Annotated in this window: 24 protein-coding genes; 12 read left to right on the forward strand and 12 right to left on the reverse strand. The window is 57.7% G+C overall.

Features of this window, described 5'->3' with window-relative positions; genetic code table 11:
• The first annotated feature begins 41 nt into the window (after window positions 1–41).
• From recF to yidA, 3 genes are all read left to right on the forward strand, one after another.
• Window positions 42–1,127 (forward strand): DNA replication/repair protein RecF, encoded by a 1,086-nt coding sequence (gene recF / locus EDY99_RS21450; RefSeq protein WP_004933895.1) that lies wholly within the window; start codon window positions 42–44, stop codon window positions 1,125–1,127.
• A gap of 18 nt (window positions 1,128–1,145) precedes the next feature.
• Window positions 1,146–3,560 (forward strand): DNA topoisomerase (ATP-hydrolyzing) subunit B, encoded by a 2,415-nt coding sequence (gyrB, locus tag EDY99_RS21455; protein ID WP_004933898.1) that lies wholly within the window; start codon window positions 1,146–1,148, stop codon window positions 3,558–3,560.
• A gap of 125 nt (window positions 3,561–3,685) precedes the next feature.
• Window positions 3,686–4,501, forward strand: coding sequence for a sugar-phosphatase (gene yidA / locus EDY99_RS21460; protein WP_033645143.1), 816 nt, complete (start codon window positions 3,686–3,688; stop codon window positions 4,499–4,501).
• Between the two features lie 25 nt (window positions 4,502–4,526).
• On the opposite strand, the gene EDY99_RS21465 is transcribed toward yidA, so the two are convergent.
• On the reverse strand, window positions 4,527–5,468 hold the full coding sequence (locus tag EDY99_RS21465; RefSeq protein ID WP_033645142.1) for an ornithine cyclodeaminase family protein: 942 nt from the start codon (window positions 5,466–5,468) through the stop codon (window positions 4,527–4,529).
• A complete protein-coding gene (locus tag EDY99_RS21470; protein WP_033645141.1) occupies window positions 5,455–6,423 on the reverse strand; it encodes a threonine/serine dehydratase in 969 nt (322 codons plus the stop codon). Before EDY99_RS21470 ends, EDY99_RS21465 begins: the two co-directional genes overlap by 14 nt.
• A 462-nt stretch (window positions 6,424–6,885) precedes the next feature.
• On the opposite strand from EDY99_RS21470, the gene EDY99_RS21475 reads away from it, so the two are divergent.
• Window positions 6,886–8,166: a DUF3748 domain-containing protein gene (locus EDY99_RS21475; RefSeq protein ID WP_033645140.1), complete on the forward strand. Its 1,281-nt coding sequence runs from the start codon at window positions 6,886–6,888 to the stop codon at window positions 8,164–8,166.
• Window positions 8,167–8,196: 30 nt separating this feature from the next.
• Here EDY99_RS21475 and EDY99_RS21480 read toward each other — a convergent pair whose 3' ends face one another.
• Complete coding sequence (locus EDY99_RS21480; RefSeq protein ID WP_016929593.1) at window positions 8,197–8,544, reverse strand: YceK/YidQ family lipoprotein; 348 nt, start codon at window positions 8,542–8,544, stop codon at window positions 8,197–8,199.
• Window positions 8,545–8,853: 309 nt separating this feature from the next.
• Here EDY99_RS21480 and ibpA point away from each other — a divergent pair, with 309 nt between their 5' ends.
• The 3 genes from ibpA to EDY99_RS21495 all read left to right on the forward strand — a co-directional run bounded on the left by ibpA (window position 8,854) and on the right by EDY99_RS21495 (window position 11,628).
• On the forward strand, window positions 8,854–9,267 hold the full coding sequence (ibpA, locus tag EDY99_RS21485) for a small heat shock chaperone IbpA (protein ID WP_004933919.1): 414 nt from the start codon (window positions 8,854–8,856) through the stop codon (window positions 9,265–9,267).
• Window positions 9,268–9,373: 106 nt separating this feature from the next.
• On the forward strand, window positions 9,374–9,802 hold the full coding sequence (gene ibpB / locus EDY99_RS21490; protein ID WP_004933922.1) for a small heat shock chaperone IbpB: 429 nt from the start codon (window positions 9,374–9,376) through the stop codon (window positions 9,800–9,802).
• A gap of 167 nt (window positions 9,803–9,969) precedes the next feature.
• Window positions 9,970–11,628 (forward strand): putative transporter, encoded by a 1,659-nt coding sequence (locus EDY99_RS21495; protein WP_069101019.1) that lies wholly within the window; start codon window positions 9,970–9,972, stop codon window positions 11,626–11,628.
• Between the two features lie 10 nt (window positions 11,629–11,638).
• On the opposite strand, the gene EDY99_RS21500 is transcribed toward EDY99_RS21495, so the two are convergent.
• The 3 genes from EDY99_RS21500 to EDY99_RS21510 all read right to left on the reverse strand — a co-directional run bounded on the left by EDY99_RS21500 (window position 11,639) and on the right by EDY99_RS21510 (window position 13,564).
• Window positions 11,639–12,019, reverse strand: a complete 381-nt coding sequence (locus EDY99_RS21500; protein ID WP_025304766.1) for a type II toxin-antitoxin system VapC family toxin — start codon at window positions 12,017–12,019, stop codon at window positions 11,639–11,641.
• Window positions 12,019–12,240, reverse strand: a complete 222-nt coding sequence (locus EDY99_RS21505) for a ribbon-helix-helix domain-containing protein (RefSeq protein WP_025304767.1) — start codon at window positions 12,238–12,240, stop codon at window positions 12,019–12,021. The genes EDY99_RS21500 and EDY99_RS21505 overlap by 1 nt, the downstream gene beginning before the upstream one ends.
• A gap of 73 nt (window positions 12,241–12,313) precedes the next feature.
• A complete protein-coding gene (locus EDY99_RS21510; RefSeq protein WP_033645138.1) occupies window positions 12,314–13,564 on the reverse strand; it encodes a valine--pyruvate transaminase in 1,251 nt (416 codons plus the stop codon).
• Window positions 13,565–14,576: 1,012 nt separating this feature from the next.
• Between EDY99_RS21510 and EDY99_RS21515 the strand changes: the two genes are divergently transcribed.
• The 5 genes from EDY99_RS21515 (at window position 14,577) to EDY99_RS21535 (ending at window position 19,825) form a co-directional block, all read left to right on the forward strand.
• Complete coding sequence (locus EDY99_RS21515; protein ID WP_033645137.1) at window positions 14,577–15,356, forward strand: 2OG-Fe dioxygenase family protein; 780 nt, start codon at window positions 14,577–14,579, stop codon at window positions 15,354–15,356.
• 79 nt (window positions 15,357–15,435) lie between these two features.
• Complete coding sequence (locus EDY99_RS21520) at window positions 15,436–16,575, forward strand: PLP-dependent aspartate aminotransferase family protein (protein WP_046687995.1); 1,140 nt, start codon at window positions 15,436–15,438, stop codon at window positions 16,573–16,575.
• 5 nt (window positions 16,576–16,580) lie between these two features.
• Window positions 16,581–17,519: a phosphotransferase gene (locus tag EDY99_RS21525; protein WP_080273428.1), complete on the forward strand. Its 939-nt coding sequence runs from the start codon at window positions 16,581–16,583 to the stop codon at window positions 17,517–17,519.
• A gap of 103 nt (window positions 17,520–17,622) precedes the next feature.
• Entirely contained in the window at window positions 17,623–18,885 is a 1,263-nt protein-coding gene (locus EDY99_RS21530) for an ATP-grasp domain-containing protein (RefSeq protein WP_123062053.1), read from the forward strand.
• Window positions 18,875–19,825, forward strand: a complete 951-nt coding sequence (locus EDY99_RS21535) for a hypothetical protein (RefSeq protein ID WP_033652314.1) — start codon at window positions 18,875–18,877, stop codon at window positions 19,823–19,825. Before EDY99_RS21530 ends, EDY99_RS21535 begins: the two co-directional genes overlap by 11 nt.
• A gap of 67 nt (window positions 19,826–19,892) precedes the next feature.
• Here EDY99_RS21535 and ghrB read toward each other — a convergent pair whose 3' ends face one another.
• The 6 genes from ghrB to EDY99_RS21565 all read right to left on the reverse strand — a co-directional run bounded on the left by ghrB (window position 19,893) and on the right by EDY99_RS21565 (window position 26,064).
• Window positions 19,893–20,870: a glyoxylate/hydroxypyruvate reductase GhrB gene (gene ghrB, locus EDY99_RS21540; protein ID WP_033645132.1), complete on the reverse strand. Its 978-nt coding sequence runs from the start codon at window positions 20,868–20,870 to the stop codon at window positions 19,893–19,895.
• A 73-nt stretch (window positions 20,871–20,943) separates the two neighbouring features.
• Entirely contained in the window at window positions 20,944–22,212 is a 1,269-nt protein-coding gene (locus EDY99_RS21545; RefSeq protein WP_033645131.1) for an MFS transporter, read from the reverse strand.
• Between the two features lie 139 nt (window positions 22,213–22,351).
• Window positions 22,352–23,317 (reverse strand): sugar kinase, encoded by a 966-nt coding sequence (locus EDY99_RS21550; protein WP_046688560.1) that lies wholly within the window; start codon window positions 23,315–23,317, stop codon window positions 22,352–22,354.
• Between the two features lie 7 nt (window positions 23,318–23,324).
• Window positions 23,325–24,077 (reverse strand): sugar phosphate isomerase/epimerase, encoded by a 753-nt coding sequence (locus EDY99_RS21555; RefSeq protein WP_047573224.1) that lies wholly within the window; start codon window positions 24,075–24,077, stop codon window positions 23,325–23,327.
• A gap of 165 nt (window positions 24,078–24,242) precedes the next feature.
• Window positions 24,243–25,277, reverse strand: coding sequence for a LacI family DNA-binding transcriptional regulator (locus EDY99_RS21560; protein ID WP_004933951.1), 1,035 nt, complete (start codon window positions 25,275–25,277; stop codon window positions 24,243–24,245).
• 124 nt (window positions 25,278–25,401) lie between these two features.
• Entirely contained in the window at window positions 25,402–26,064 is a 663-nt protein-coding gene (locus EDY99_RS21565) for an OmpA family lipoprotein (protein WP_033645129.1), read from the reverse strand.
• Between the last annotated feature and the right edge of the window lie 26 nt (window positions 26,065–26,090).

Raw genomic sequence — 26,090 nt, forward strand, 5'->3', positions numbered from 1 at the left:
GTTACCTTGAATTACAGCACCGTCATCGGTAAAGAGATTGCATGGCTCTGACGCGTTTATTGATTAAAGATTTCCGCAATATCGAGGCGGCGGATTTGGCGCTGGCGCCGGGATTCAACTTCCTGGTCGGCGCTAACGGCAGCGGCAAGACCAGCGTGCTGGAGGCGGTGTATACGCTCGGCCATGGCCGCGCCTTTCGCAGTCTGCAGGCCGGTCGGGTGATCCGCCACGACCAACCGGAGTTCGTGCTGCATGGCCGCATCGAAGGCGCGGAGCGCGAGCTATCGGTAGGATTGAGCAAGAGCCGTCAGGGTGACAGCAAAGTACGCATCGATGGCAGCGACGGCCACAAGGTGGCCGAGCTGGCGCAGCTGCTGCCCATGCAGCTGATCACCCCCGAAGGTTTTACCCTGCTGAACGGCGGGCCGAAATTCCGGCGCGCTTTCCTGGACTGGGGCTGTTTTCATAACGAACCCGGTTTTTTCACCGCCTGGAGCAACCTGAAACGGTTACTGAAGCAGCGCAATGCCGCGCTGCGCCAGGTGAGTCGCTATGCGCAGATCCGCGCCTGGGATCAGGAACTGATCCCGCTCGCGGAGCGCATCAGCGAATGGCGGGCGGAATACAGCGACGCGATCGCCGCGGATATCACCGCGACCTGCGCGCAGTTTCTGCCTGAATTCGCCCTGAGCTTCTCCTTCCAGCGCGGCTGGGACAAAGAGAGCGACTACGGCGAGCTGCTGGAGCGCCAGTTTGAGCGCGACAGGGCGTTGACCTATACCGCGGTGGGGCCGCATAAAGCGGACTTTCGCATTCGTGCCGACGGCACGCCGGTAGAGGATTTGTTATCGCGCGGTCAGCTTAAGCTGCTGATGTGCGCGTTGCGCTTGGCGCAGGGTGAGTTTCTCACCCGGCAGAGCGGGCGGCGTTGCCTGTATCTGATTGATGATTTTGCCTCCGAGCTGGACACCGGCCGTCGCCGGTTACTGGCCGATCGCCTGAAAGCCACCCAGGCCCAGGTTTTTGTCAGCGCGGTCAGCGCTGAACAAGTGACCGACATGGCCGGTGAAAAGGGCAAGATGTTCCGCGTGGAACAGGGTAAAATAGAGGTTCAACCACAGGACTAAAATGAGCGAGAAACGTTGATGTCGAATTCTTATGACTCCTCAAGTATCAAGGTATTAAAAGGGCTGGATGCGGTGCGCAAGCGCCCGGGCATGTATATCGGCGATACCGATGACGGCACCGGTCTGCACCACATGGTATTCGAGGTTGTGGACAACGCTATCGACGAAGCGCTCGCGGGCCACTGTAGTGACATTCAGGTCACCATCCATGCCGACAACTCGGTATCGGTGCAGGATGACGGCCGCGGCATTCCGACCGGCATTCACCCGGAAGAAGGGGTTTCAGCCGCAGAGGTCATCATGACCGTGCTGCACGCCGGCGGTAAATTCGACGACAACTCCTATAAAGTTTCCGGCGGCCTGCACGGCGTGGGCGTCTCGGTGGTTAACGCCCTGTCGGAGAAACTGGAGCTGGTGATCCGCCGCGAAGGCAAAGTGCACGAACAAACTTACAGCCACGGCGAGCCGCAGGCGCCGCTGAACGTGGTGGGCGAAACCGAGCAGACCGGCACCATGGTGCGCTTCTGGCCGAGTCACCAGACCTTCACCAATGTGACCGAATTCGAGTACGACATTCTGGCCAAGCGTCTGCGCGAGCTGTCCTTCCTCAACTCCGGCGTGTCTATTCGCCTGAAGGACAAGCGCACCGACCGTGAAGACCACTTCCATTACGAAGGCGGCATCAAGGCGTTTGTCGAGTACCTGAACAAGAACAAAACCCCGATTCACCCGAACGTGTTCTACTTCTCCACCGTGAAAGACGACATCGGCGTGGAAGTGGCGCTGCAGTGGAACGACGGTTTCCAGGAAAACATCTACTGCTTCACCAACAACATTCCGCAGCGCGACGGCGGCACGCACCTGGTCGGTTTCCGTACCGCGATGACCCGTACGCTGAACAGCTACATGGAGAAGGAAGGCTACAGCAAGAAGGCCAAGGTCAGCGCCACCGGCGATGACGCGCGTGAAGGCCTGATCGCCGTGGTGTCGGTGAAGGTGCCGGATCCGAAGTTCTCTTCTCAGACCAAGGACAAGCTGGTCTCTTCCGAGGTGAAAACCGCGGTTGAAACGCTGATGAACGAGAAGCTGGTGGATTACCTGATGGAGAATCCGGGCGACGCGAAAATCGTGGTCGGCAAAATCATCGACGCGGCGCGCGCGCGCGAAGCGGCGCGTAAAGCGCGTGAGATGACCCGCCGCAAAGGCGCGCTGGATCTGGCCGGCCTGCCGGGCAAACTGGCGGACTGCCAGGAACGCGATCCGGCGCTGTCCGAACTGTACCTGGTGGAAGGGGACTCCGCGGGCGGCTCTGCCAAGCAGGGGCGCAACCGCAAGAATCAGGCTATCTTGCCGCTGAAGGGGAAAATCCTCAACGTCGAGAAAGCGCGTTTCGACAAAATGCTCTCTTCGCAGGAAGTGGCGACGCTGATCACCGCGCTGGGTTGCGGCATCGGCCGCGACGAGTACAGCCCGGACAAGCTGCGTTACCACAGCATCATCATCATGACCGATGCCGACGTCGACGGTTCGCACATCCGTACGCTGCTGTTGACCTTCTTCTACCGCCAGATGCCGGAAATCATCGAGCGTGGCCACGTGTTCATCGCACAGCCGCCGCTGTACAAGGTGAAGAAAGGCAAGCAGGAGCAGTACATCAAAGATGACGAGGCGATGGATCAGTATCAGATCGCCATCGCGATGGATGGCGCTACGCTGCACACCAATGCCAGCGCACCGGCGCTCGGCGGCGAGCAGTTGGAGAAACTGGTGGCCGAGCACTACGGCGTGCAGAAGCTGATTGGCCGCATGGAGCGCCGCTACCCGCGCGCGCTGCTGAACAGCCTGATCTACCAGCCGACGCTGAACGAAGGCGATCTCAGCGATGAAGCCAAGGTGAAAACCTGGATCGCGTCGCTGGTGCAGGCGCTGAACGACAAAGAGCAGCACGGCAGCAGCTATGACTTCGTGATCTTCGAGAACCGCGAGCGCCAGATGTTCGAGCCGGCGTTGCGCATCCGTACCCACGGCGTGGATACCGACTATAAGCTGGACTTCGATTTCATCCACGGCGGTGAATACCGCAAGATCTGCCAGCTGGGCGAGCAGCTGCGCGGGCTGATCGAAGAGGGCGCGTTCATTGAGCGCGGCGAACGCCGTCAGCCGGTAGACAGCTTCGAACAGGCGCTGGAGTGGCTGGTGAAAGAGTCGCGCCGCGGCCTGTCGGTGCAGCGTTATAAAGGTCTGGGCGAGATGAACCCGGAGCAGCTGTGGGAAACCACCATGGATCCGGAAAGCCGCCGCATGCTGCGCGTGACCGTCAAGGACGCCATCGCTGCCGATCAGCTGTTCACCACGCTGATGGGCGATGCGGTTGAACCGCGTCGCGCCTTTATCGAAGAAAACGCCCTGAAAGCGGCGAACATCGATATCTGATGCGTTAATGGCTGTGAAAATCCGCGCCGGGCGACCCGCGCGGATTTTTTTTTGGCCTTTTTTGGCGCTGACAGCCGAGGCTGAAACGCGTTAGCATGAATAAAAACCACTGGGAGAAGCGTTGAATGGCTATTGAACTGATTGCGATCGACATGGACGGCACGTTGCTGGATCCGCAGCACCAAATCACGCCGGCGGTAAAGCAGGCTATCGCGGCGGCGCGGCGCAAAGGGGTACACGTGGTGCTGGCCACCGGGCGGCCTTATGTCGGCGTGCAGGATTATCTGCGCCAGTTGGACATTCAGGGCCCCGGCGATTTCTGTATCACCTATAACGGCGCGCTGGTGCTGCGTGCGGTCGACGGCGCCTGCATTCTGCAAGAAACGCTGGGCTTTGAGGATTATCTGCATTTCGAGCAGATGGCGCGCGAGTTCGGCGTTCACTTCCAGGCGTTTGATTTCGATACCCTGTATACCCCGAACAAGGACATCGGCAAGTACACCATACACGAGGCGGAAATGACCGGTATTCCGCTGAAATACCGCAGCGTGGAAGAGATGGATCGCCAGATGCGTTTCCCGAAAGTGATGATGATCGACGAGCCGGAGCTGCTGGACCGCGCCATCGCGCGCATCCCGGCGGAAACGCGCGCGCGTTACACCATCCTGAAAAGCGCGCCTTATTTCCTCGAGATCCTGCACAAAAACGTCGATAAAGGCGCCGGGGTGAGAATGCTGGCCGAGCATCTCGGCGTGGCGCGGGAGAACATCATGACGCTGGGGGATCAGGCCAATGATACGGCGATGATCGAATATGCCGGCGTCGGCGTGGCGATGGGCAATGCCATTCCCGAGCTGAAAGCGGTGGCGCAGTTTGTCACCAGCGCCAATACCGAAGACGGCGTGGCGCGCGCTATCGAGAAGTTCGTGCTCAACGCCTGATAACGCGGGGCGCTGCGGCGCCCCTTTATACTTTCGCCAACACCCCTTTGGCGATCTGCAGATCCTGAATCGCCAAGCCGGTGAGATCGGCGATGGTGATGTGCTGCGGCTCGCGTCGTACCCGCCCTCCCTGCGCCAAGACGGCGCCAATTTCGACGATCGGCGTTGAAATCAGCCTATTTTGCCGATAAGCCGTCGCGATCTCGCCATAGTCCGCACACTGCGTCAGCGCATCGACCAGCAGCGCGTCTGCGCGGGCCACCAGCTCGGTCGCCAGTTCCTGCTTGCCGGGCGTGTCGGCGCCCACGGCGGTGATGTGCGTACCGGGCCGAATATCCGCCGCCTGCAATATCGGTTCGCGGCTGGGCGTGGTGGTCACGATCAGCTGACAGTGCGCCGCCAGTTCCGCCGCATTCTGCGTAACCCGCACCCGAAAACCCTCGGCTTCGGTATCGCGCCGATACGCCGCCAGCGCCTGTTCGTCTCGCCCCCACACCCACACCTCGCGGCAATCGGTCACCGGTTTCAGGCATTGCAGCTGCAGCCGCGCCTGCAGGCCCGTGCCGACAATGCCGATCGCCTGAATATGCGGCGGCGCGCACAGCTCGGCGACGATGCGGCCGGCCAGGGCGGTGCGCAGCGCGGTCAGCCAACCTTCATCTTGCAGCAGCGCCTGCGGCTCGCCGGTTTGGGCGGAGAACGCCATCATCAGCCCCTGATTGCTCGGCAGGCCGTGTTCGGCATTGCGATAGAAACCGGTAGAGATCTTGACCACGAACAGTTCGTCGCCTTCCAACCAGGCGGACTTGATGCAGCAGTCGCCGTCGGCCCGCTCGAACAGGAAATGCTGCACCGGCGGCTGTTGCACCCGCTGTTGCGAGTAGGCGATAAAACCCTGCTTCAGCAGCGGCGTTATGGTCTCGGCATCGAACGCGGCGAGGATTTGCTGCCGATTAAGGATGTGCATCGGCGATGGCCTTGAGGTATTTCTCCAGCACGATGTTCTTGCCGCACAGCACCACCGCCACCTTTTTACCCTGGTATTCCGGCGCCAGTTTGATCGCCGCCGCCAGCGCCACGCCGGCCGCGCCTTCGATAATCCAGCGATCGCTGGCGGCTATCCGGCGCATCGCGTGTTTAATCTCCGCCTCGCTGACCAGCACTTTGCGGTCGATCAGCTGTTGGCACAGCGGAAAGGTCACGGCGCCCGGCTCGACGCCGCCGGCGGTGCCGTCGGACAGGGTTTCTTGCTCTTCCACCGGGAAGATATGGCCCGCTTCCAGCGCGCTGTACAGGCTGGTGGCGTTTTCCGGCCAGCAGGCGATAAGCTGCGTGTTCGGCGACAGTTGCCGCAGAACGGTGCCGATGCCGGCGATATAACCCCCGCCGCCGACCGCCACGAACACGGCGTCCAGATCGGTGAGCTGTTCAACCAGCTCCATGCCGCAGGTGCCCTGGCCGGCGATCACCTGCTCGTCGTTATACGGCGAGATATAGGTTTTCCCCTGTTCGCGTGCGGCCTGTTCCCCCGCCAGTTCGGCGTTCAGCGCATCGCCCGGCACCAATTCCACGGTGCCGCCCAACGCGCGAATGGTGTCGAGCTTGATGCTCGCCGCCGTCTCCGGCGCATAAACCGTGACGCCAACGCCCATCAGTTGCCCCGCCAAAGCGACGGCCTGACCGTGGTTGCCGGTAGAGGCGGCGATCACGCCGCGCCGGCGTTGCGCGTTATCCAGCAGCCGCAGCTTGTTGCTGGCGCCGCGAAATTTAAAGGAACCGGTGTGCTGCAGGTGATCGCATTTCAAATACAGCTCGCAACCCAATTGCTGAGAAAGCAGCACGCTGCGCTCCAATGGCGTGACTCGCACCTGAGGGCGCAGTTGCTGATGTGCAGAAACAATGGCATCGAAAAGGGGGTTCATACCGGCTCCGGATTTTTTAGACTTAAAATCCAGTTTGTACTTTTTTGTATGGATTGTAAACCCCGTCGGGCAACCCGGCCAGAAAGCGGAAATGGCGGGGGTACGGCATCGCGTATGCGGTGAAAATAAACATTACTGGGCGTTTAGCGGCACAATTTTTTATTTATTTGCGTTAAGTAAGGTGCCGCTGTGGGCGTATTTAATGAGGAGAAGGATAATCAATAAAATAATGCTCGCTTCCTTTACTTATACCGTTTGGGCGTCGTTGAGTTTCCCCATCAGGAATGGGGCCGGCTAGCTGGGCGTTTATTTCCTGCCGGCGTCGTCGATAGGCTTAACGGATAAGTCTCATGGAAATTTCGACGCGGGAAAGCCCCCGGCTCGTCCTCGCCGGCCATATGAAACGCGGCTGCCGATCCGGTAAGATGGCCGTTCAGTGCCAGCATGCGCAGGAGAGCCGCCATGAGCCATCGGGAAAAACAACTGACTTTCGACCCACGCGGGCATCAGTTAACCAATATCAACGTCTGGACGCCGGACAGCCAATGGCTGGCTTATGACGTGCGCCCGCGCGGCGCCTCTTTCACCGGCCTGAGCATCGAGCGGGTTAACGTCGCCAGCGGCGCGGTGGAAGTGGTTTATCGCGCCCAGCACGGCGCACACGTCGGCGTGGTCACGGTCAGCCCCGATGCGCCGGCGCGTTACGTCTTCATCCACGGCCCGGAACACCCGGACAGCGCCTGGCAGTATGATTTTCATCACCGCCGCGGGGTGATCGTCAGCGAACCGGATCGCGAGTTGGCCATTACCCTCGACGCGCTGGATATCACGGCGCCCTACACGCCCGGCGCGCTGCGCGGCGGCAGCCATGTGCACGTTTTCAGCCCGGACGGCAGCCGCCTCAGCTTTACCTACAACGATCACGTGATGCATGAATGCGATCCGGCGCGCGATCTGCGCAACGTCGGCGTGGCCGTGCCGCTGCACGGGGTCAATCCGCCGAAACAGCATCCCCGTGAATATGACGGCAGCCACTATTGCGTGCTGGTTAGCGAGACCGTGCCGCAGCCGCAGCCGGGCAGCGATCAGATCAATCGCGCCTACGAAGAAGGCTGGATTGGCCGCGAAGGCTACCGTAAGGCCGACGGCAGTCGGCAACGTTGGGCGCTGGCGTTCATCGGCGATACGCTGTCCGCCGCCGGCGAGAAACTGCCGGAGGTGTTTATCGTCGATCTGCCGGAGAACGACGCCGACTACGCCAGGGCCGGCACGGTGCCGCTGCAGGGGACGGAAAGCGAGCTGCCGGCGCCGCCGCTTGGCGTCAGGCAGCGGCGGGTGACCTTTACCGGTGAACGCCGTTTTCCGGGCGTGGTCGGTGCGCCGCGCCATTGGCTACGCAGCTCGCCGGACGGCAGCCAGATAGCTTTTCTGATGAAGGATGACGGCGGCGTGGTGCAACTGTGGACGGTGTCGCCGAACGGCGGTGAGCCGCGCCAGGTCAGCCGCGGCGAGCATGACATCCAGTCGGCGTTCAGCTGGCACCCGCAGGGCGGGACGATAGCCCTGGTGTGTGACAACAGCGTGATGCTGTGTGAGGTCGCCAGCGGCCGCCTGCAGCGTTTAACGCAGCGCAGCGTGCAGCCGCCGTCGGGGGATGCCGTGGTGTTTTCGCCGGATGGCAAGAAAGTGGCATTTATGCGCGAGATTGCCGGATTCAACCAGATCTTTGTGGTTGAGGCGTAAGGCGGGCCTGATGGCCCGCTGCGTGCGTGATTAGTGTGTGGCGGTGCTGTCGTTGCCCTCGCCGGGGTTGCCGGTTGCCGCCAGATTCTGCTGCTCGCTGCGCAGGATGCGCGCTTTTGGCGAGTCTGCGGTGGCGTCATTGCCTGAACGCAGATAGTCGTAAGGCAGCAGCACGGTATCCATCACTGCGGAGAACGGCAGATCCAGCGCCACCAGCGGCATCATCGCCCAGCTGGTGTTGTCGTCCTTCAGCATGTCCACGCTGGCGCGGGTGCCGGGATAGTAACCCTGATTCGGGCCGGTATGGCTCATCACGCTGGAGCAACCGCTGGTCGCCAACAACATGCAGCCCGTCGCTATCGCTTTCATCGTCGTCATTAATCCATCCTGCAGGGTTGCTGTGCCCCTAAATTAAGCTGATTTATAACATCCTGTTGCTGCTTTAAAAGAAGCAAAATCCCGCTCTGTGGCGGCTCTCTCACTTTAGTGTAAGTGGTAAAAAAACTTTCACCTAACCGAAAAGCGCTTTTTTTGATCCTCGCCCGTTGAATTGATGAAATCAACCCCCATTTTATCATCAGAGCCGGATTGAGAATTTGCCGTAAGGGAATTCTGGCTTAATTAGCCTGTCCAGAATGGAAGGCGTATTTATTTCAACCTCGCTGAAGTGCCTTAGGAGGCTGTTTTATGCGTAATTTCGATCTTTCTCCGCTATACCGTTCCGCCATTGGTTTCGATCGCCTGTTCAACGCGCTGGAGGCCGGCCAGAGCCAGGGCAACGGCGGTTATCCCCCTTATAATGTCGAGCTGGTGGACGAAAATCATTATCGCATCGCCATTGCGGTAGCCGGGTTTGCCGAGCAGGAGCTGGAGATCACCACGCAAGATAATCTGCTGATCGTGCGCGGTGCGCACAATAACGAACCGGCAGAAAAAACCTATTTATATCAGGGCATCGCTGAGCGTAATTTCGAGCGTAAATTCCAGCTGGCCGAACATATTCAAATTAAAGGCGCCAAACTGGAAAACGGTCTGCTGTATATCGATATGCAGCGCATCGTGCCGGAAACATTAAAACCGCGCCGTATCGAAATTAAATAATTCCGTTTTCGCCGGCAGGAACGCTGTCGGCAAATATGCAGTAATAATCCGCCTGCCGTCAGGGGGCTGAATAAACACATCTCGCTTAATGAAAGGAGTTGTTCCTATGCGTAATTACGATCTATCCCCGCTTCTGCGTCAATGGATTGGTTTTGATAAACTGGCCAGTTCCATGGGGGGCCAGGAACCTCAGGGGTTCCCACCGTATAATATCGAGAAAAGCGATGACAATCACTACCGCATTTCTCTGGCGCTGGCCGGTTTCCGGCAGAGCGAACTGAATATCGAAGTGGAAGGGCCGCGGCTGACCGTCAGCGGTAAACCCACGCCGCCGGAAAAACAGGTCGAGTACCTGCATCAGGGGCTGGTGTGCAAAGAGTTCCAGCTGACCTTCACTCTGGCGGAACACCTGCAGGTATCCGAGGCCAAATTTGAAAATGGCCTGTTGCACATCGATCTGGTGCGTCAGGTTCCGGAAGCCTTGCAGCCTCAGCGCATCGCCATCGGCGCGACGCCGGAGCTGGAAGCCAAATAACCGACTGAAAAACGGTCATCATCATGCGGGGGAGATCCAGACGGATCTCCCCCGTTGCGTTATGTGGCGCACGCCACAGTCCCCCCGTCTGCCCGATGCCATAATCCTTGTTAATTGTGTGTCTATATCCGCAAATCCCCTATTCAACTTTGGCAAGGATGTGACCTATGAGCGATATCGCCCTGACCGTCAGCATGTTGGCGTTGGCGGCCGTCATTGGGCTGTGGATGGGGAACTGGAAGTTGTACGGTGTCGGGCTGGGGATTGGCGGCGTGCTGTTCGGCGGCATCCTGGTCGGCCACTTCGCCCAGAGCGGGCAAATCAGCCTGAACGGGGACATGCTGCACTTCATCCAGGAGTTTGGCCTGATCCTGTTCGTTTACACCATCGGCATTCAGGTTGGCCCCGGTTTCTTCTCTTCGCTGCGCGTCTCCGGTCTGCGGCTCAACGCCTTCGCGGTGCTGCTGGTGCTGACCGGCGGCGCAGTGGCGGCGGCGGTGCACAAGCTGTTCGACGTGCCGCTGCCGATCATCCTCGGCGTGTTCTCCGGCGCGGTCACCAACACGCCGGCGCTGGGCGCCGGTCAGCAAATCCTGACCGATCTCGGTTCCGATCCGGCGTTGGTGGACGGCATGGGCATGGGTTACGCCATGGCCTATCCGTTCGGCATTTGCGGCATCCTGCTGGTGATGTGGCTGATCCGATTGGTTTTCCGCATCAACATCGAGCGCGAGGCGCAGGCGTTTGAAAGCAGCCTGGGCAATCAGCGCGAGCTGTTGTACGCCATGAACGTGGCGGTGCGTAACCCCAATCTGCAGGGCATGGCGATCAAAAGCGTGCCGCTGCTCAACGGTGAAGCGATCGTCTGTTCGCGCCTCAAACGCGGCGAGCTGTTGATGGTGCCGGCGCCGCATGAGCGGCTGGAGCTCGGCGACTATCTGCACCTGGTGGGCAAACGCGAAGATCTGGAGAACGCCCGGCTGGTGATCGGCGAAGAGGTTGACGCTTCGCTGTCCACGCGCGGCACTGCGCTGCAGGTAGTGAGGGCGGCGGTGACCAACGAGCAGGTGCTGGGGAAAAAAATCCGCGATCTGAACCTGAAGCAGAAATATGACGTGGTGATTTCACGCCTCAACCGCGCCGGCGTGGAGCTGGTGGCCGGCAGCAACGTGACGCTGCAGTTTGGCGATATTCTCAACCTGGTCGGCCGGCCGGAGGCCATCGACGCGGTGACGGCAATCGTCGGCAACGCCCAACAAAAGCTGCAGCAGGTGCAGATGCTGCCGGTCTTTATCGGCATCGGCCTCGGGGTGCTGCTGGGCTCCATTCCGCTGTTTGTGCCAGGCTTCCCGGCGGCATTGCGGCTGGGGCTGGCCGGCGGGCCGTTGGTGGCGGCGCTGATCCTGGGGCGCATCGGCAGTATCGGCAAGCTGTACTGGTTTATGCCGCCGAGCGCCAACCTGGCGCTGCGCGAACTGGGCATCGTGCTGTTTCTGGCGGTGGTCGGTTTGAAATCGGGCGGCAATTTTATCGATACGTTGCTGCATGGCGAGGGGCTGACATGGATTGGTTATGGCGCGTTGATCACCGCCATTCCGCTGCTGAGCGTCGGCATTCTGGCGCGCACGGTGGGCAAGATGAACTATCTGACGCTGTCCGGCATGTTGGCGGGGTCGATGACCGATCCGCCGGCGCTGGCGTTCGCCAACGGCCTGCATCCCACCAGCGGCGCCGCCGCGCTGTCTTACGCCACCGTATATCCGCTGGCGATGTTCCTGCGCATCATGTCGCCGCAGCTGCTGGCGGTGCTGTTCTGGACGTTGTAGTGCGGATCGTCTACAGCCGATAAGGCATCAACACGCCATTGTCAGTGCCGAAATCTTTGGGGTTGCGGGAGATGAGCATCCGGAATCCCACCTGCGCGGTGGCCCAGATAATGGCGTCTGGCAGTTTCACATGCTGTGAGTGGCGCAGTTCTACGGCGCGTTCGGCGACTTCATCGGTAATAGGCAGCAGCAGAAATTGCCCTAAAAACTGACGTGTTTTCAGCTCCAGTGCCGGACCCTGTTTTTTAGCACCTACCATCACTTCCATCCAGGTGATGGCGCTGATGGCCGGATTGATGTGATACTCGACCAGAACGTCCCTGGCTTGAGGAATGCCGTTGAGATAATCGATCAGGATATTGGTGTCGAATAACGCCCGTTGAGCCACCATTATTCCCACTCCTCGCGCTGACGATTTTCGTACTCCACGCCATCTCCCATCGCCCCGGACCAGAGCCCGAAAGCGTTGCTGGGATCTTCCACGTGGTTCTCCGTCAGATAGCGGGAGACTGCTTGACGAATGATTTCGGCCCGGGGAACGTGGCGGATATTTTTCAGATTATCGAGCTGCCGCAGGTCTTCTTCAGGTAAATCGATCACGATGCGAGTCATCGTTGGCCCTCCAAAAAAGATATACGATATATGCATCGTATATCTTTATCGGTCGATTTTCAATCAGTCGGCGTTAGCCTTCCTGATGTGCGCGTTCGATCTCTTCCGCCAGAATAGCCACGCCGCGCTCGATTTTCTCCGGATCGGGCACGTAGTTCATGCGCATGCACTGGTGGGTATGTGGCCATTCATGCTCCAGTCCCGGGAAGAAGTAGTGGCCGGGCACCATCAGCACGCCGCGCTTTTTCAGGCGCTGATACAGCACTTCGGTGGTGATCGGCAGATCCTTAAACCACAGCCAGAGGAAGATAGCCCCTTCCGGTTTGTGGATCAGGCAGCGTTCCGGCGACAGGTAGCGGCGAATGATCTCGATGGTGTGCTCGACGCGCTGTTTGTAAAACGGGCGAATCACCTCGTTCGACAGGCGCAGCAGATCGCCGCGCGCGATCATTTCCGTCGCCATCGCCGGCCCCATGCTGCCTGGGGACAGGCTGATGATGCCGTTCATGTTGGTCAGCGCGGTGATCACCTTCTCGTCGGCGATCACGATGCCGCAGCGTGAGCCGGGCAGGCCGAGCTTGGACAGGCTCATGCACAGGATGGTGTTCGGGTTCCACAGCGGCGTGGCGTCGCTGAAGATAATGCCGGGGAACGGCACGCCGTAGGCGTTGTCGATGACCAGCGGAATATCGCGCTGTTGCGCCAGCAGATCGAGCTTCATCAGCTCTTCGTCGGTGATCACGTTGCCGGTCGGGTTGGTCGGCCGTGAAACGCAGATCATGCCGATGTCATCGCCGATGGTGAGATGTTCGAAATCGACGTGATACTTGAACTGGCCGTCCGGCAGCAGCTCGATGTTCGGTTTGGCGGAGACGAACAGCCCTTCATCCAGCCCGGCATCGGCATAGCCGATATATTCCGGCGCCAGTGGGAACAACACGCGGCGGCGCGAGCCGTCGGCGTAGCGGCCGGCGAACAGGTTGAACAAGTAGAAAAATGCGCTTTGGCTGCCATTAGTCAGAGCAATATTCTGTGGCGAGATCTCCCAGCCGAGCTCGTCGCGCAGCAGATTGGCCAGCGCTTTCAGCAGCGCGTCCTTGCCTTGCGGGCCGTCGTAGTTGCACAGCGCTTCGGTCAGTTTGCCCTGGTCGAGCATCTCCTGGCACAGCTGTTTGAAATAGGCTTCCATCTCTGGGATCTGTGCGGGGTTGCCGCCGCCGAGCATGATGGCGCCGGGGGTGCGCAGGCCTTCGTTCAGGTCGTCCATCAAACGGGTAATGCCCGCATAACGGGTAAATTTTTCGCCGAAAAGTGAGAAAGTCATAGGTGCAGCAGTACTGTTTTTTAGCAGGTAATCACCCACCATACCGCCAGATAAACCCCGCTGCAATGCGGCTGACAAATCGACCGGTGGGCACAAGTTTTGCCCTGCGTTCGATTAGCAGCATATTACGCTGGATTATTATGACCGTTCGCCGGCCCACGTCATTATCGCCTCAACCTTTCAGCCACGCGATCTTAGGGTTGGCACAGGTTTTGCGGTCCCGACCCAGATCACACTTTTTCGCTGCATTTCATTAACACTATGGCAATTTATAACCATATCGAGTAACTTCCGCATCCGTTAAATTTAGCTTAACAATAAAGATTATCTAAACTAATGCTCGGGAAGGGATGAGTAGTGCGGTAGCGTGGATGAAGCCAGCCAAAAGCACGGCTTTCAAGGCGGTTTTACTTGGCTGACCATAGTTAGTTGCCAGTTTCGTCCCTGTCTATCTACAGAGCAATCGGTTTGATGAGCGGTGTCTCCTGCTGGCCAGCATGGGGCATGTACGTTGCCGTTGCTGAAAATTGGCTGTTTTGTATAAAAAACACTAATCATACTACCCGCGAGGGAGCCGCAAATAGCATTTAGCGGCGTAACGCCAGGGTAGGGCGCTCTGTGTCCGGCAGATGCGCATCGCCAGGCATCGCAGCCCATTAGGCGGGTAGGGCTGGAGGATAAAGGTTTCGCGCCGATTCACCTGGCGTCATTTGAAAACCCGTATGCAGCGTAGACTTTCGCTCACCGCGCACAAGTGAGATGAGGTCAGGTAGCAATGAAAAACAGCGCAAGTCTGGTTTCGATAAATAAGTGGAAAAGAAATCTATAAAAGTCTCTTTCGCACTTTTTAGCATGCAGGAAGTTTAAAGAATAAATAATCAAGCTCTTTTATTTGTGAGATGAATTACTTCACTTGAAAAACAGGGAAGCATTTGCTGTTCAATGTTCATGAGCATTGCGGTGAACATCAATATGTCGTTATTCCAATCAGAGTAAAAAGGAAGATTGCACGATGATTCGTGGTAACATTAAAGAGTTTGAGAACACACTTGAGTGCCGTGTGAGCGCATACCCCATGATGACAGATGTAGGGTATTGCAAATTGGCTTCGGATGACTTTAACCTTACCGATGCGCAAAAATCAGACTTAAGTATTATTCAGCGGCATTTCGATACGCTTGCTCTGGATCCCTACGGTGAAAATGCGGGGCGCTATCGGCAGCACAGTAAATATGTGCTTTTACCTTGCTTTAATCTCTTGATTCCTCAATCTTCCGAACACGCCTACAGTTACAAACAAGATGTCGGATTTAATGATGAAGTCGTTGAGGAGGCAAGGAAGTTTCAGCCTGTTCCAAACGAAATTTTGTCAAATAATCTGATCACGTCGCTTGTCCTGCATGATTTTAAAAACTCCCCGTTACATGAGTATGCTTCCACGATTCCCATGGAGGTCGGCATTCACTTCATCAGAATGAAAGCGACGGTTGATGCGCCGGGGATTTCCGTACCGAATCGACTTCATAAGGATGGCGAGCCTTGCACCTGGATACATTTGATCAATCGTGATGGTGTTTCTGGCGGTGAGAACATCATTACAGATAACACCAAGACGAACATCCTGTGTAATGAGGCGATGCTCAAACCGCTGGACTCCATCGGCATCGTTGATGATCTAGTCTGGCACCAGGTGAAACCGGTTCATGTGGATGGGCACGGTAAGGTGGGCTTCCGCGATGTCATATTAATCGATTTCACCCCGATGTTCGCGGTGCCAAATAACCCATCGTAATAAAGACTCACATGAACGGGGGGATCCTTTATTCAAGGCATGCCCCCCACTTCCTGATACTCGAAAATAGGCAGTAACCGTGTTAGCAAAAGAAACTCTTGCCGTTCACAGCGGAACCATTATCGACGAAATGCATGGTGGCATTCTTTCTCCGCTATTCTCCGCGAGTTCTCACAAGCATCTTGATATGACAGAAGATGTCTATCCAAGACATGGTAACTTACCCAATCAACGCGCCGTTGCCGAGAAGATGTGCGCATTGGAAAGCGGTGGTGAGGCCGCTCTGGTATTCAGTTCCGGTATGGCGGCTTTCGCGACGGCGATGCTTTCGCATTTAAAAGCCGGTGACCATATTGTTTTACAAAACGGCGTGTATTCAGGTGCGCTCAAGTTTGTACAGAATCATTTTGCAAAATTAGGCATCACATACAGCGTTTCGGAGAGTTGTGAAGTAGAGAGCATCATCGCATTAGTCAATTCGAATACGCGAATGATATATATCGAAACACCGACAAATCCATTGCTTAAAATCCTGAACATTGAGCTATTGACCCGATTCGCCAAGAGTCGGGGGGTGTTCACCATTATTGATAACACCGTGGCGACGCCTATCAACCAAAACCCTCTGGAATATGGCGTCGATTTGGTATTGCACAGCGCCACCAAGTTTTTGGGCGGCCACGGCGATGTGTCAGGCGGCGTGGCTGTCGGCAGTGAAGAGTCCATTGCTGCAATGGCCGAATATATGAATGACTTTGGCGGGTGTCTGAACGCGCAGTCATGTCATCTGCTTGAGCGAAGCTTGCGCACGTTGGCCATTCGAATGAATGCCATTAACCGCAACGCGATGGAACTGGCCAGCCGTTTAAATGAGCACCCTAATGTGACGAACGTGTTCTATCCGGGGTTGCCGAGTCATCATAATCATAGCGTAGCCCGCGAACAAATGAGGGGGTTCGGCGGCATGGTCAGCTTTGAAATCGCCCCGCGGTTTGACGCGACAAGTTTTCAGAAGAAGTTAAATCTCATCGTCCCTTCCAACAGTTTGGGGGATTTGGAGACCACGCTGAACTCGCCTTATCAGGCCTCATCGTCGTTCAGAAGTCTTAGCGAGCAGGAGCAGAAAAAATCAGGGATTACGAGGCAATTAATACGAATGTCAGTCGGCATCGAAGACGTTAATGACTTGTATGAAGATTTGCATCAAGCGCTCAAGTGAATGATATGGAATTAGAAATGCAAACAGGCTCAACGTTGAATAGTGATGAAGTTCACCGCATAGAATCTCTTTATGGGCTGACGGTAAAAAGCAGCGCCTTCTTGGGGATGGGATCTGGCAATACCAATTACTGCCTCGAAACGGATATCGGCCGCTGTGTTTTCAGCATTATTGAAGAGCAAAGCCGTGATGATGTTGAGATCATGGCGAAGACGCTGGTATGGCTGGAAGCACATGATTATGAGACCTCCTTGCTGGTCAAACCCAAAGGGCAAGAAAGCTATTCAATTATATTAAGGGGCAAGCACTCTCTATTAAGAACCTATATGGATGGCGCCGTCCGCCGGGATTTCAACGAACATATGCTCAGGCAGCTCGGCGTTGCCATGGCGAAACTGCATACGATCCCCGTCCCTAATTTCTTAACAGACTCAGTCTTCTATGAGCAGAAAAAGTTCATGGATGCCCTCGATGCCAATATCGATCAGGATTATGAGCGCTGGGCCAAAGACAGACTCAGGCATCTTGCCGTAGAACGCATCAGCGGCTTGCCTACCTCTGTCATCCACTCCGATCTTTTCTACGACAATATGCTGTTTGAAGGCGAGCAGTTCGTCGGCATGATAGATTTTGAGTTGACCTGTATTTATCACTCCGTTTTCGATATCGCCATGGCGATTGTCGGCACCTGCGGCATCAATGGGACGCTGTCGCCGGAAAAAGCGAAGCATATCATCGCGGGTTATAATTCTATAAGAATGCTTGAAGCGCGCGAAATTAAGGTGTTGAAAACCTATACGGAATACGCCGCCATCCTGACATCTCTTTGGCGTTATTGGCGGTATAGAATCTATCAGCCGGGTGGTGATAAATCTGATAAATATCGCGAAATGACAAGCCTGGCTAAAAGTATTGAACGCACCGACTTCTCACAAATTTGCTGACACGTTCCCTTCATAAAGTAAAAGGGCGTCGAGCGTAAATTCGACGCCAAGACAATCGAACGTTAATATTCGGCCCTGATTATAGTACGGAGTAACCCGCTGCATGGACATCAAAGACACGAAAAAAATCGTCATCCTCGTTGACGCCTACTCATCCGGAAATGATGTGGCACCGGAATTCAATAAAAAAGGATACGGGTGCGCGCACATTCAAAGTCGAGAAGATATCCCGGCGAAGCTGCTGAATAGCTACAGAGGGGATGATTTCTTTATCAGTTTGCAATATACGGGGGATGAGATCCTCAATCAATTGCAAGAGTATGATGTTATCGCTGTGATTGCAGGCTGTGAAACAGGCATTGAACTCGCAGATCACCTGGCTGAGCTTCTGGACCTGCCCGGTAACGATACCGGCACGAGCCGTTCTCGCAGGAATAAATACCTGATGCAGGAGTGCCTGAAAAATAGCGCGATCAATCATATCCCCACGCACCGGTTAACTACCCTTAACGACGCCACGCAATATGCGACTGAGCTGTTTAAAAAATACCGGAAGCTGGTCCTAAAACCCGTTGACAGTGCAGGCACGGACTCCGTTTTTGTTTGCAAAACGGTTGAAGAAGTTGAAGCTCATTCAGGTGATTTGTTCAAAAAAAGCAATCAGCTCAATTTAAAAAATGAAGTCATTATTCTGCAGCCTTTTATTGAGGGGGAAGAGTACGTCGTCGATACTGTCAGTTATCAAGGCCGTCACAAGATCTGTGCGATATGGAAGATGGGCAAGGGCAGTTACAACGGGGCCGATTCCATCTGTGAGTTCACCGAACTGACCTCCTTCGATGCGCAGAATCACGCTCAGCTCAAAGATTACATCTTTAGCTGTCTGGATGCTTTAGGGATCAAGTTTGGCGCAGCGCACTCGGAACTGTTTTTAACCAAAGACGGTTGGACGCTAATTGAAACCGGGGCCAGACCGCACGGAGCGGGTTTTCCGGCGTTGTCATCCCTGGCGCTGAAGCGCACGCAGATTGACGAACTGGTACTGAGCGTGTGTTCAACCGAGGCATTCCTGGAAGCGGTCGCAGAGGAATATAAACCGTTAAACTATTTAAAAATTAAAGAGCTGATATCTTTTAGCGCTGGCACTATCAAGGCCGTTAAGCATGTCGATACCATCGCCGGTTTGCCATCCTACAAGAAATCAAATCTGCCGGATGTTGATCAGGAAATAAAACTCACGACGGACGTTTACAGCTCTCCGGGCTGGATTGCGTTAAGCCACCGTTGCGCCGATCAGCTCAATGCCGACTATCAATATATCGTTGGCCTTGAAAGTAAGGGCATGTTTGAAGTCTATGAACACTAAAATCAAGGCGTCCGGCCCAACGTACATTCTTGGATATTGCATCCTGGGTGCGGCCATAGATGTTTTTCTCTCAGGTTTGTTGCAGAGCATCGATCTGTTCGTATTATTGTTTTGGACTTTCACCTTGACCTGGCTCGGTTTCTTTGTGATCTCCGTGCTGTTTTTCCCCGTCAAGCTGCGAGCTTGCCTCAACGCCTGGAAGTTAATTCTATTATTGAATATCTCTACGCTGGGAGCTTGGGTTGGGCTTTTCGTTGGGTTGAAATGGACGGAGCCCTCCATTCTGGTGGCCATGCTTTTTGGACTGAGCCCGATCATTTCTGTTTTCATTGAGATTTATAACCGAAATTCGGTGGGTGTAAAAAACATCGTTATAGCCGTGATGCTGGCTTTTATTGTCGCCGTGCTGATGATATTGGCCGTGAAAGGGCAGCGTTTTAACCCCTTCGATTCAAACACCCTATTTGTTCTGGCGCTTGGCTTAGTGTGTCTCGTCACCTCAACCTGTATGGCTGTCGGCACCTATATTGCAAAATCATTGTCCAAACAAGCGTTTAACGCCGTCAATATTCAGTCGTTCAGATTTCCCTTGCTCATTGGCGTTTGCGCGCTGATGTTGCCGAGCGAAGGCGTATTGGCAACGACGCAATCCAGCTTCTGGATGTACCTGCCGATCATCGTCATATTAGGGAATATATTGCCGCTATGGATGCTGCAAAAGGGTATTGAACTCACCAGCGCCTTGACCACCAACATTATTGTGAATGTTTCACCCTGCATTACGCTGTTGCTGGAGGCTTTTGACCCGTCGATAGCCTACAGCCATATGAAACTGGCGGTGTTGGTGATGCTGCTGCTGGTCATGCTGATCGCCAATGACGACGTGGGCAAATTTGTCGTCAGCAAGATAAGGGGGAAGCCCGTGAGTTTGACGGAGTGAAAATACTCCGTCGACAGCCGCAAAAAGCGGCGAGGCCGGCGATCCGCAGATCGCCGGCCGCGCTGAGTTATTTCTGCAACAGCTGCGGGTTGACGCAGTTTTCTTTCACCGTGCCGGTCAATGCCGCGATCAAGTTATCCACCGCGCAGGCGGCCATGCCGTAGCGCGTTTCATGGGTGGCGGAGCCGATGTGCGGCAACGCCACTACGTTCGGCATGCTGAGCAGCGGCGAGTCGGCCGGCAGCGGTTCCTTCTCGAACACATCCAACCCCGCGGCGTGGATCACGCCGTTTTGCAGCGCTTCGATCAGCGCCTGCTCATCCACCACCGGCCCGCGGCCGGCGTTGATCAGAATGCCGCTTTTCTTCATCTTCGCCAGCTGATCGCGGCCGATCAGATGGAAAGTTTGTTCGGTCAGCGGCAGCGTGATGCAAACGAAATCCGACTCGGCCAGCAGGGTATCCAGGTCGCAGCGACGGGCGTTGAAGCGTTGCTCCGCCTCTTCGTGCGTGCGGCGGGCGTTGTACAGCACCGGCATGCCGAAGCCGAAGTGCGCGCGCTGCGCCAGCGCCAGGCCGATGCGGCCCATGCCGAGGATGCCGATGGTTTTGTGGTGCACGTCGACGCCGAACCAGTCCGGCCCGATGCTGCCGCGCCATTCGCCGGCCTTGACCCGTTCCGCCACTTCCACCACCCGGCGCGCCGTCGCCAGCACCAGACTCATGATGGTGTCGGCGACGGTTTCGGTCAGCACCGTCGGGGTGTGCATCAACAGCACGTTATGGGCGTTGAGCGCCTCGACGTCGAAGTTGTCGTAGCCGACGGAAACGGTCGAGGCCGCACGCAGTTTGGGCGCCTGCTGCAGGAAGGCTTCGTCAATTTTGCCGCCGGAACCGATGATCCCTTCGGCCTGCTGCAACGCCTGGCGCAGTTCCTCGCGGTTCTCCGGCTGCAGGCCGTTGAACGCGTGTACGGTGAAGTGTTGTTCCAGACGTTCACGCAGGTCGGCGGGCAGGCTTTTGTACAATACGATAGAAGGTTTCATCACGAACTCCAGCTGGGCCAAAGGGGGCCTGGCGCCCCCTCGGGTTGATTGACAGAGAAAAAGTATAACCGGATCAAGCCATCTGCGGCTGGATCTCGTTGCGGGCGGGCTTGACGATCAGCGTCAACACCACCGCCACCACCAGTGCGATGGCCATAAACATGTAGGAAGCCGCCGGGCTGCCGGTGGCGCCGTTCAGGTAACCGACGAACCAGGAACCGAAGAACGAACCCAGCGCGCCCATGCTGTTGATCAGCGCCATGGCGCCGCCGGCGACGTTTTTCGGCAGCATTTCCGGAATGATGGCGAAGAACGGCCCATAAGGGGCGTACATCGCGGCGCCGGCGACTACCAGCAGGCCGTAAGAGATCCAGAAATGGTTGGTGCCGACGGCGTAAGAGCCGAAGAACGCCAGCGCGCCGATCAGCAGCAGCGGCCAGACAAACAGCTTGCGGTTTTGCATTTTGTCCGACGCCCAGGAGACCACGATCATGGCGATGGTCGCCGCCAGGTAAGGCACCGCCGACAGCCAGCCCGCTTCCACCATGCCCATCTGCATGCCGCTGCGCAGGATGGAAGGCAGCCACAGCACGAAGCCGTATACGCCGATGCTCCAGGCGAAGTACTGCACGCACAGCAGGATCACGTTGCGCGAACGGAAGGCTTCGCCGTAGTTGCGCACGGCCTTGATGCCTTTCTGTTCTTCGTCCAGCTGCTGTTGCAGCGCCTGTTTCTCATCGGCGCTCAACCAGCCGGCCTGCGCCGGTTTGTCTTTCGCCAGCACCCACCAGCAGAACGCCCAGATGACCGCCGGAATGCCCTCGATGATGAACATTTCGCGCCAGCCGAAGGCGTGGATCAGGTAACCGGACACCACCGACATCCACAGCACCGTCACCGGGTTGCCGAGGATCAGGAAGGTATTGGCGCGTGAACGCTCCGATTTGGTGAACCAGTTGCTGATGTAGATCAGCATTGCCGGCATCACCGCCGCTTCCACCACGCCGAGGATAAAGCGGATGGCGGCCAGCATCGGAATATTGCTCACCACGCCGGTCAGCGAGGCGCAGCCGCCCCACAGGATCAGGCACCAGAAGATCAGTTTTTTGACGCTGCGGCGCTCGGCGTAGATGGCGCCGGGAATTTGGAAGAAGAAATAACCGAGGAAAAACAGCGCACCCAGCAGCGAGGCCATGCCCTTGGTGATGCCGAGATCCTCATTGATGCCGGCGGCGGAGGCGAAGCTGAAGTTGGCGCGATCGAGATAGGCCAGGCTGTAGGTGATAAACACGATGGGCATGATGTACCACCAGCGTTTGGCCGCGACAGTCGCTTTGTTCATGTTCAGTATCCTTCAGTGGTGTTGCATCCCTTTCGCCCAGCCCGTTGGGCATGAAAGACGAAGGGGCAGATGCTCTCCCGACGCGTCCCGGTTGTAGGGCCAGAGGCTGACGTCATGCGGAGAAGTCGTTTTTTTATTGTTATTCGGCCAGCGCCGCGCGGGTCGGCAGGCCTTCGCTGTCGCCGATGGCCTGGATCGCCAGCGAGCCGATTTTGTTGCCGCGTTGCACCGCCTGTACCAGCGTTTTGCCTTCCAGCAGGGCGCTGAGGGTGCCGACGGCAAAGCCGTCACCCGCCCCTACGGTATCCACCACGTTGTCGACCTTGACCGCGGCCACCGCCGCTTTATCGCCGGCGGCGGTTTTAAACCAGGCGCCGTCCGGGCCGGTTTTGATGATCACCGCCTGCACGCCGCGCTCCAGATAGAAATCGGCGATGCCTTCCGGCGTCGACTGGCCGGTGAGGATCTGTCCCTCTTTCAACCCCGGCAGCACCCAGTCGGCGGCGAACGCCAGCTGGTTCAGCTGCTCGATCATCACCTCGCGACTGGGCCACAGCACCGGGCGCAGATTGGGATCGAACGAAATGGTTTTGCCCATGGCGCGCATCTCGCGCGCCGCATGGTGGCACAGCGCCAGCGATTCGCCGGACAGCGCCGCCGCCACGCCGCTCAGGTGCAGGTGGCGCGCGGAACCGAAATACTCGCGGTTGAAATCGGCGACTGACAGGCGGCTGGCCGCCGAGCCTTTACGGAAATATTCCACGCTGGGATCGGTACCATCGGTAGTCTTGGATTTCACCTGAAAACCGGTCGGATAGTGGCCGTCGACCGTCACCTGCCGGTAGTTGATGCCTTCTTTTTTCAGCTGCTGCAGGGTGAAGCGGCCAAACGAGTCGTTGCCGACGCGGCTGACCCAGCCGACGTTCATGCCCAGACGGGCCAGGCCGATCGCCACGTTCAGTTCGGCGCCGGCGATGCGTTTGGTGAAGGTTTCCACCTCCGCCAAATCGCCGGTCTGCGCCGCCACGAACATCGCCATGGCTTCACCCAGAGTGACCACATCCAGGGGCGCCTGCTGCGCCGTCGTTGCCGTTAACGTTGTCATCATGGGGTTACTCCGCACGCAAAATATTGACGTAATGGCGGGTGACGGCTTCCAGGTCATCACCCTGCAACGGGAATTCGATGCCGCGCGGCGCATCGTGCGGCAGGCGGGCCAGCAGATCGCGCCAGCTGCCGTCGGTATCGTCCAGCGCAATGGCGCGCCAGCCGCGCGGACCTTGCGTGGCGGCCTTGACGTGCACGTAACCGACGTGGCGGGCCAGGCGTTCGGCGGCGGCGAAGGCGTCTTGCCCCACCCACAGCCAGTTGGCCATATCGAAGGTCATGCTGACCGGCAGGTGGCTATCTTCCGCTGCATGGAAAAAGGCGTTCAGCATCGACAAAATGCCGCAGTCCGGCGTTTGGTCGTTCTCGACCACCAGTTTGACCGGATGTTGCTCCAGCGCCACTTTCAGCTCGGTAAAATCGAAGCCGGGGCGGAAATGGCCGAGGGAGAGCTTCAGCTGGCGCGCGTTCAGCGCCTGCGCTTCCGCCAGCAGCGCCGGCAGGTCGGGATTCAGCGTATGTTGCGGAGTGAACAGCGCCTCAGGGGCGGAATAGACGGCGAACAGCTGCTGGCGTTCTATCTCCTGGGCCAGCGCAGGCAGGCTGTCCAGTTCGCCGGCGGCGAACAGTTCGCGGCGGATCTCCACCCCGTCGGCGCCCGCGCCGGCAATGATGGGCAACAGCGCGCGCTGGCCGCCCTGTTGTTTGACGGTATCGGCGCCGTAGGCGCCGGTGACCACGATGATTTCTGTTTTCATTTTGACTCCTGAGGCGGCATTGTCGCCGCCGCTGCTGTTACCGGTACGTTAAATGGAACCGGTTCCAGTAGAAAGCGACAGAGTGTAAAAATATGATCGCAATCACGAAGCTGAGCAAAAAACAGCCGATGAAGGCGGGGCGGTTAAGGCCCCGGAGAAGGCGGGTTAGCGGGTGGTGGAGCCGCGGACGATCAGCTCGCCGGAGAACATCTGCTCGCCGCTGGGGGCGGCCAGACCCTGAATACGCTGCACCAGCCGCTCCAGCGCCGCGTGCCCCATTTGGTAGGTGGGTTGTTTCAGCGTGGTGATGCCGACGCCCGCCAGTTCCGCCCACTCCAGCTCGTCGAAGCCCAGCAGGCCGATGTCGTTGCCCCACTGGATGCCGAGCCGGCGCATGGCGCGCGCCACCTGCAGTGTCAGGGCGCCGTTGGCGGAGATCACCGCCTTGCGCATGCCGCGATGACGGCCGCTGAAATCGCTCAGCACCTGTTCCAGTTTTTGCCGATCGTTGAGCGGCGTTTCGGCCTGCTCCGCCAGCAGCGCAGGGTGCTGCGCCATGGTATGCCTGAAGGCGTGCAGGCGTTCCAGGCGGGTATTGACCGTACCGAGCGGTTCGCTGAGGAACAGGATCGCTTCGAAGCCTTGTTGCAGCAGGTGCTCGGTGGCGACGGTGGCGGCTTCGCGGTTGTTCAGGCCCACTACGTCGCAGGCGAAGTCGGGGATTTTGCGGTCGATCAGCACCATCGGCAGCATCGACTGTTGCAGCGTGGATAACGCTTCCTCGCGCATGCCGACCGCGTTGACCACGATGCCTTCCACCCGGTAACTGCTGAGCAGCTGCAGGTAGTGCTGTTCCTGATTGACTTCGTTGTTGGTGTTGCACACCAGCAGGGTAAAGCCGTGTTGGCGGCAGGCGGCCTCGATGCCGCGCATCACGTCCACCGAATAGGGGTTGGTGATATCGGCGAGGATCAGGCCGATCAGGCGCGTTTGGCCGCCCTTCAGGCTGCGCGCCATCTGGCTTGGGCGGTAGTCGAGCTGCTGGATCGCCTGTTCGATGCGCTGTTTGAGATCGTCGGAAAGCAGGTGCTGTTCACCATTCAGATAGCGTGACACGCTGGTCTTGCCGGTTTTGGCGATGCTCGCTACATCGCTGATGGTGGCGCGTCCTGAGGCGCGCGTTGCCTTGACAGTGCTCACAGCCGATCCCTCCTGCGGTTAATTGCCAAGGAGACTACCATACCCGGCGTGCGGGCGGGAATGTTGAAGGATAAGGAGAAAATCGCAGGGAAGCGGCGGGGCGCCGGTGGCGCCCCGCGCGGGATTATTGCAGCGGGCTGAGGGTGATCTCGACGCGGCGGTTTTGCGCCTTGCCTTCCGCGGTGCTGTTGGACGCGATCGGGTTGTCCGGGCCGGCACCGGCGGTGCGGATACGGTTCGCCGCCACGCCCTGGGTGATCAGCGCGCTGGCTACGCCATCGGCGCGCTGCTGCGACAGGTTCATGTTGAGCGAACGGGAACCGGTGCTGTCGGTGTAGCCGATGACGTTGACTGCGGTTTTCGGATACTCTTTCAGCACCATAGCGACGCCGGTCAGGGTGTTGGCGCCCGCCGGTTTCAGCGTGGCGCTGCTGCTGTCGAAGGTCACGTTGTTCGGCATGTTCAGCACGATGTTGTCGCCCTGACGGGTGACGCTGACGCCGGTGCCTTTCATCTTGTCGCGCAGTTTGGCTTCCTGCACGTCCATGTAATAGCCAGCGCCGCCGCCGAGCGCCGCACCGGCCGCCGCGCCGATCAGCGCGCCCTTGCCGCGATCTTTCTTGGAAGAGGACAGTACGCCGACGCCGGCGCCCAGTGCGGCCCCGAGGCCCGCGCCGATGCCGGACTTGCCGACTTCGGATTCGCCGGTGTAAGGGTTGGTGGTACAGGCCGACAGCGTGAGCGCGACGCTCACTGCGCCGGCAATAATTGCAATGCGTTTTTTCATGTTCTTGTCCTTAATGGCATCAATAT

It is taken from the genome of Serratia sp. LS-1, assembly GCF_003719595.1.
Classification (GTDB): domain Bacteria; phylum Pseudomonadota; class Gammaproteobacteria; order Enterobacterales; family Enterobacteriaceae; genus Serratia; species Serratia ureilytica.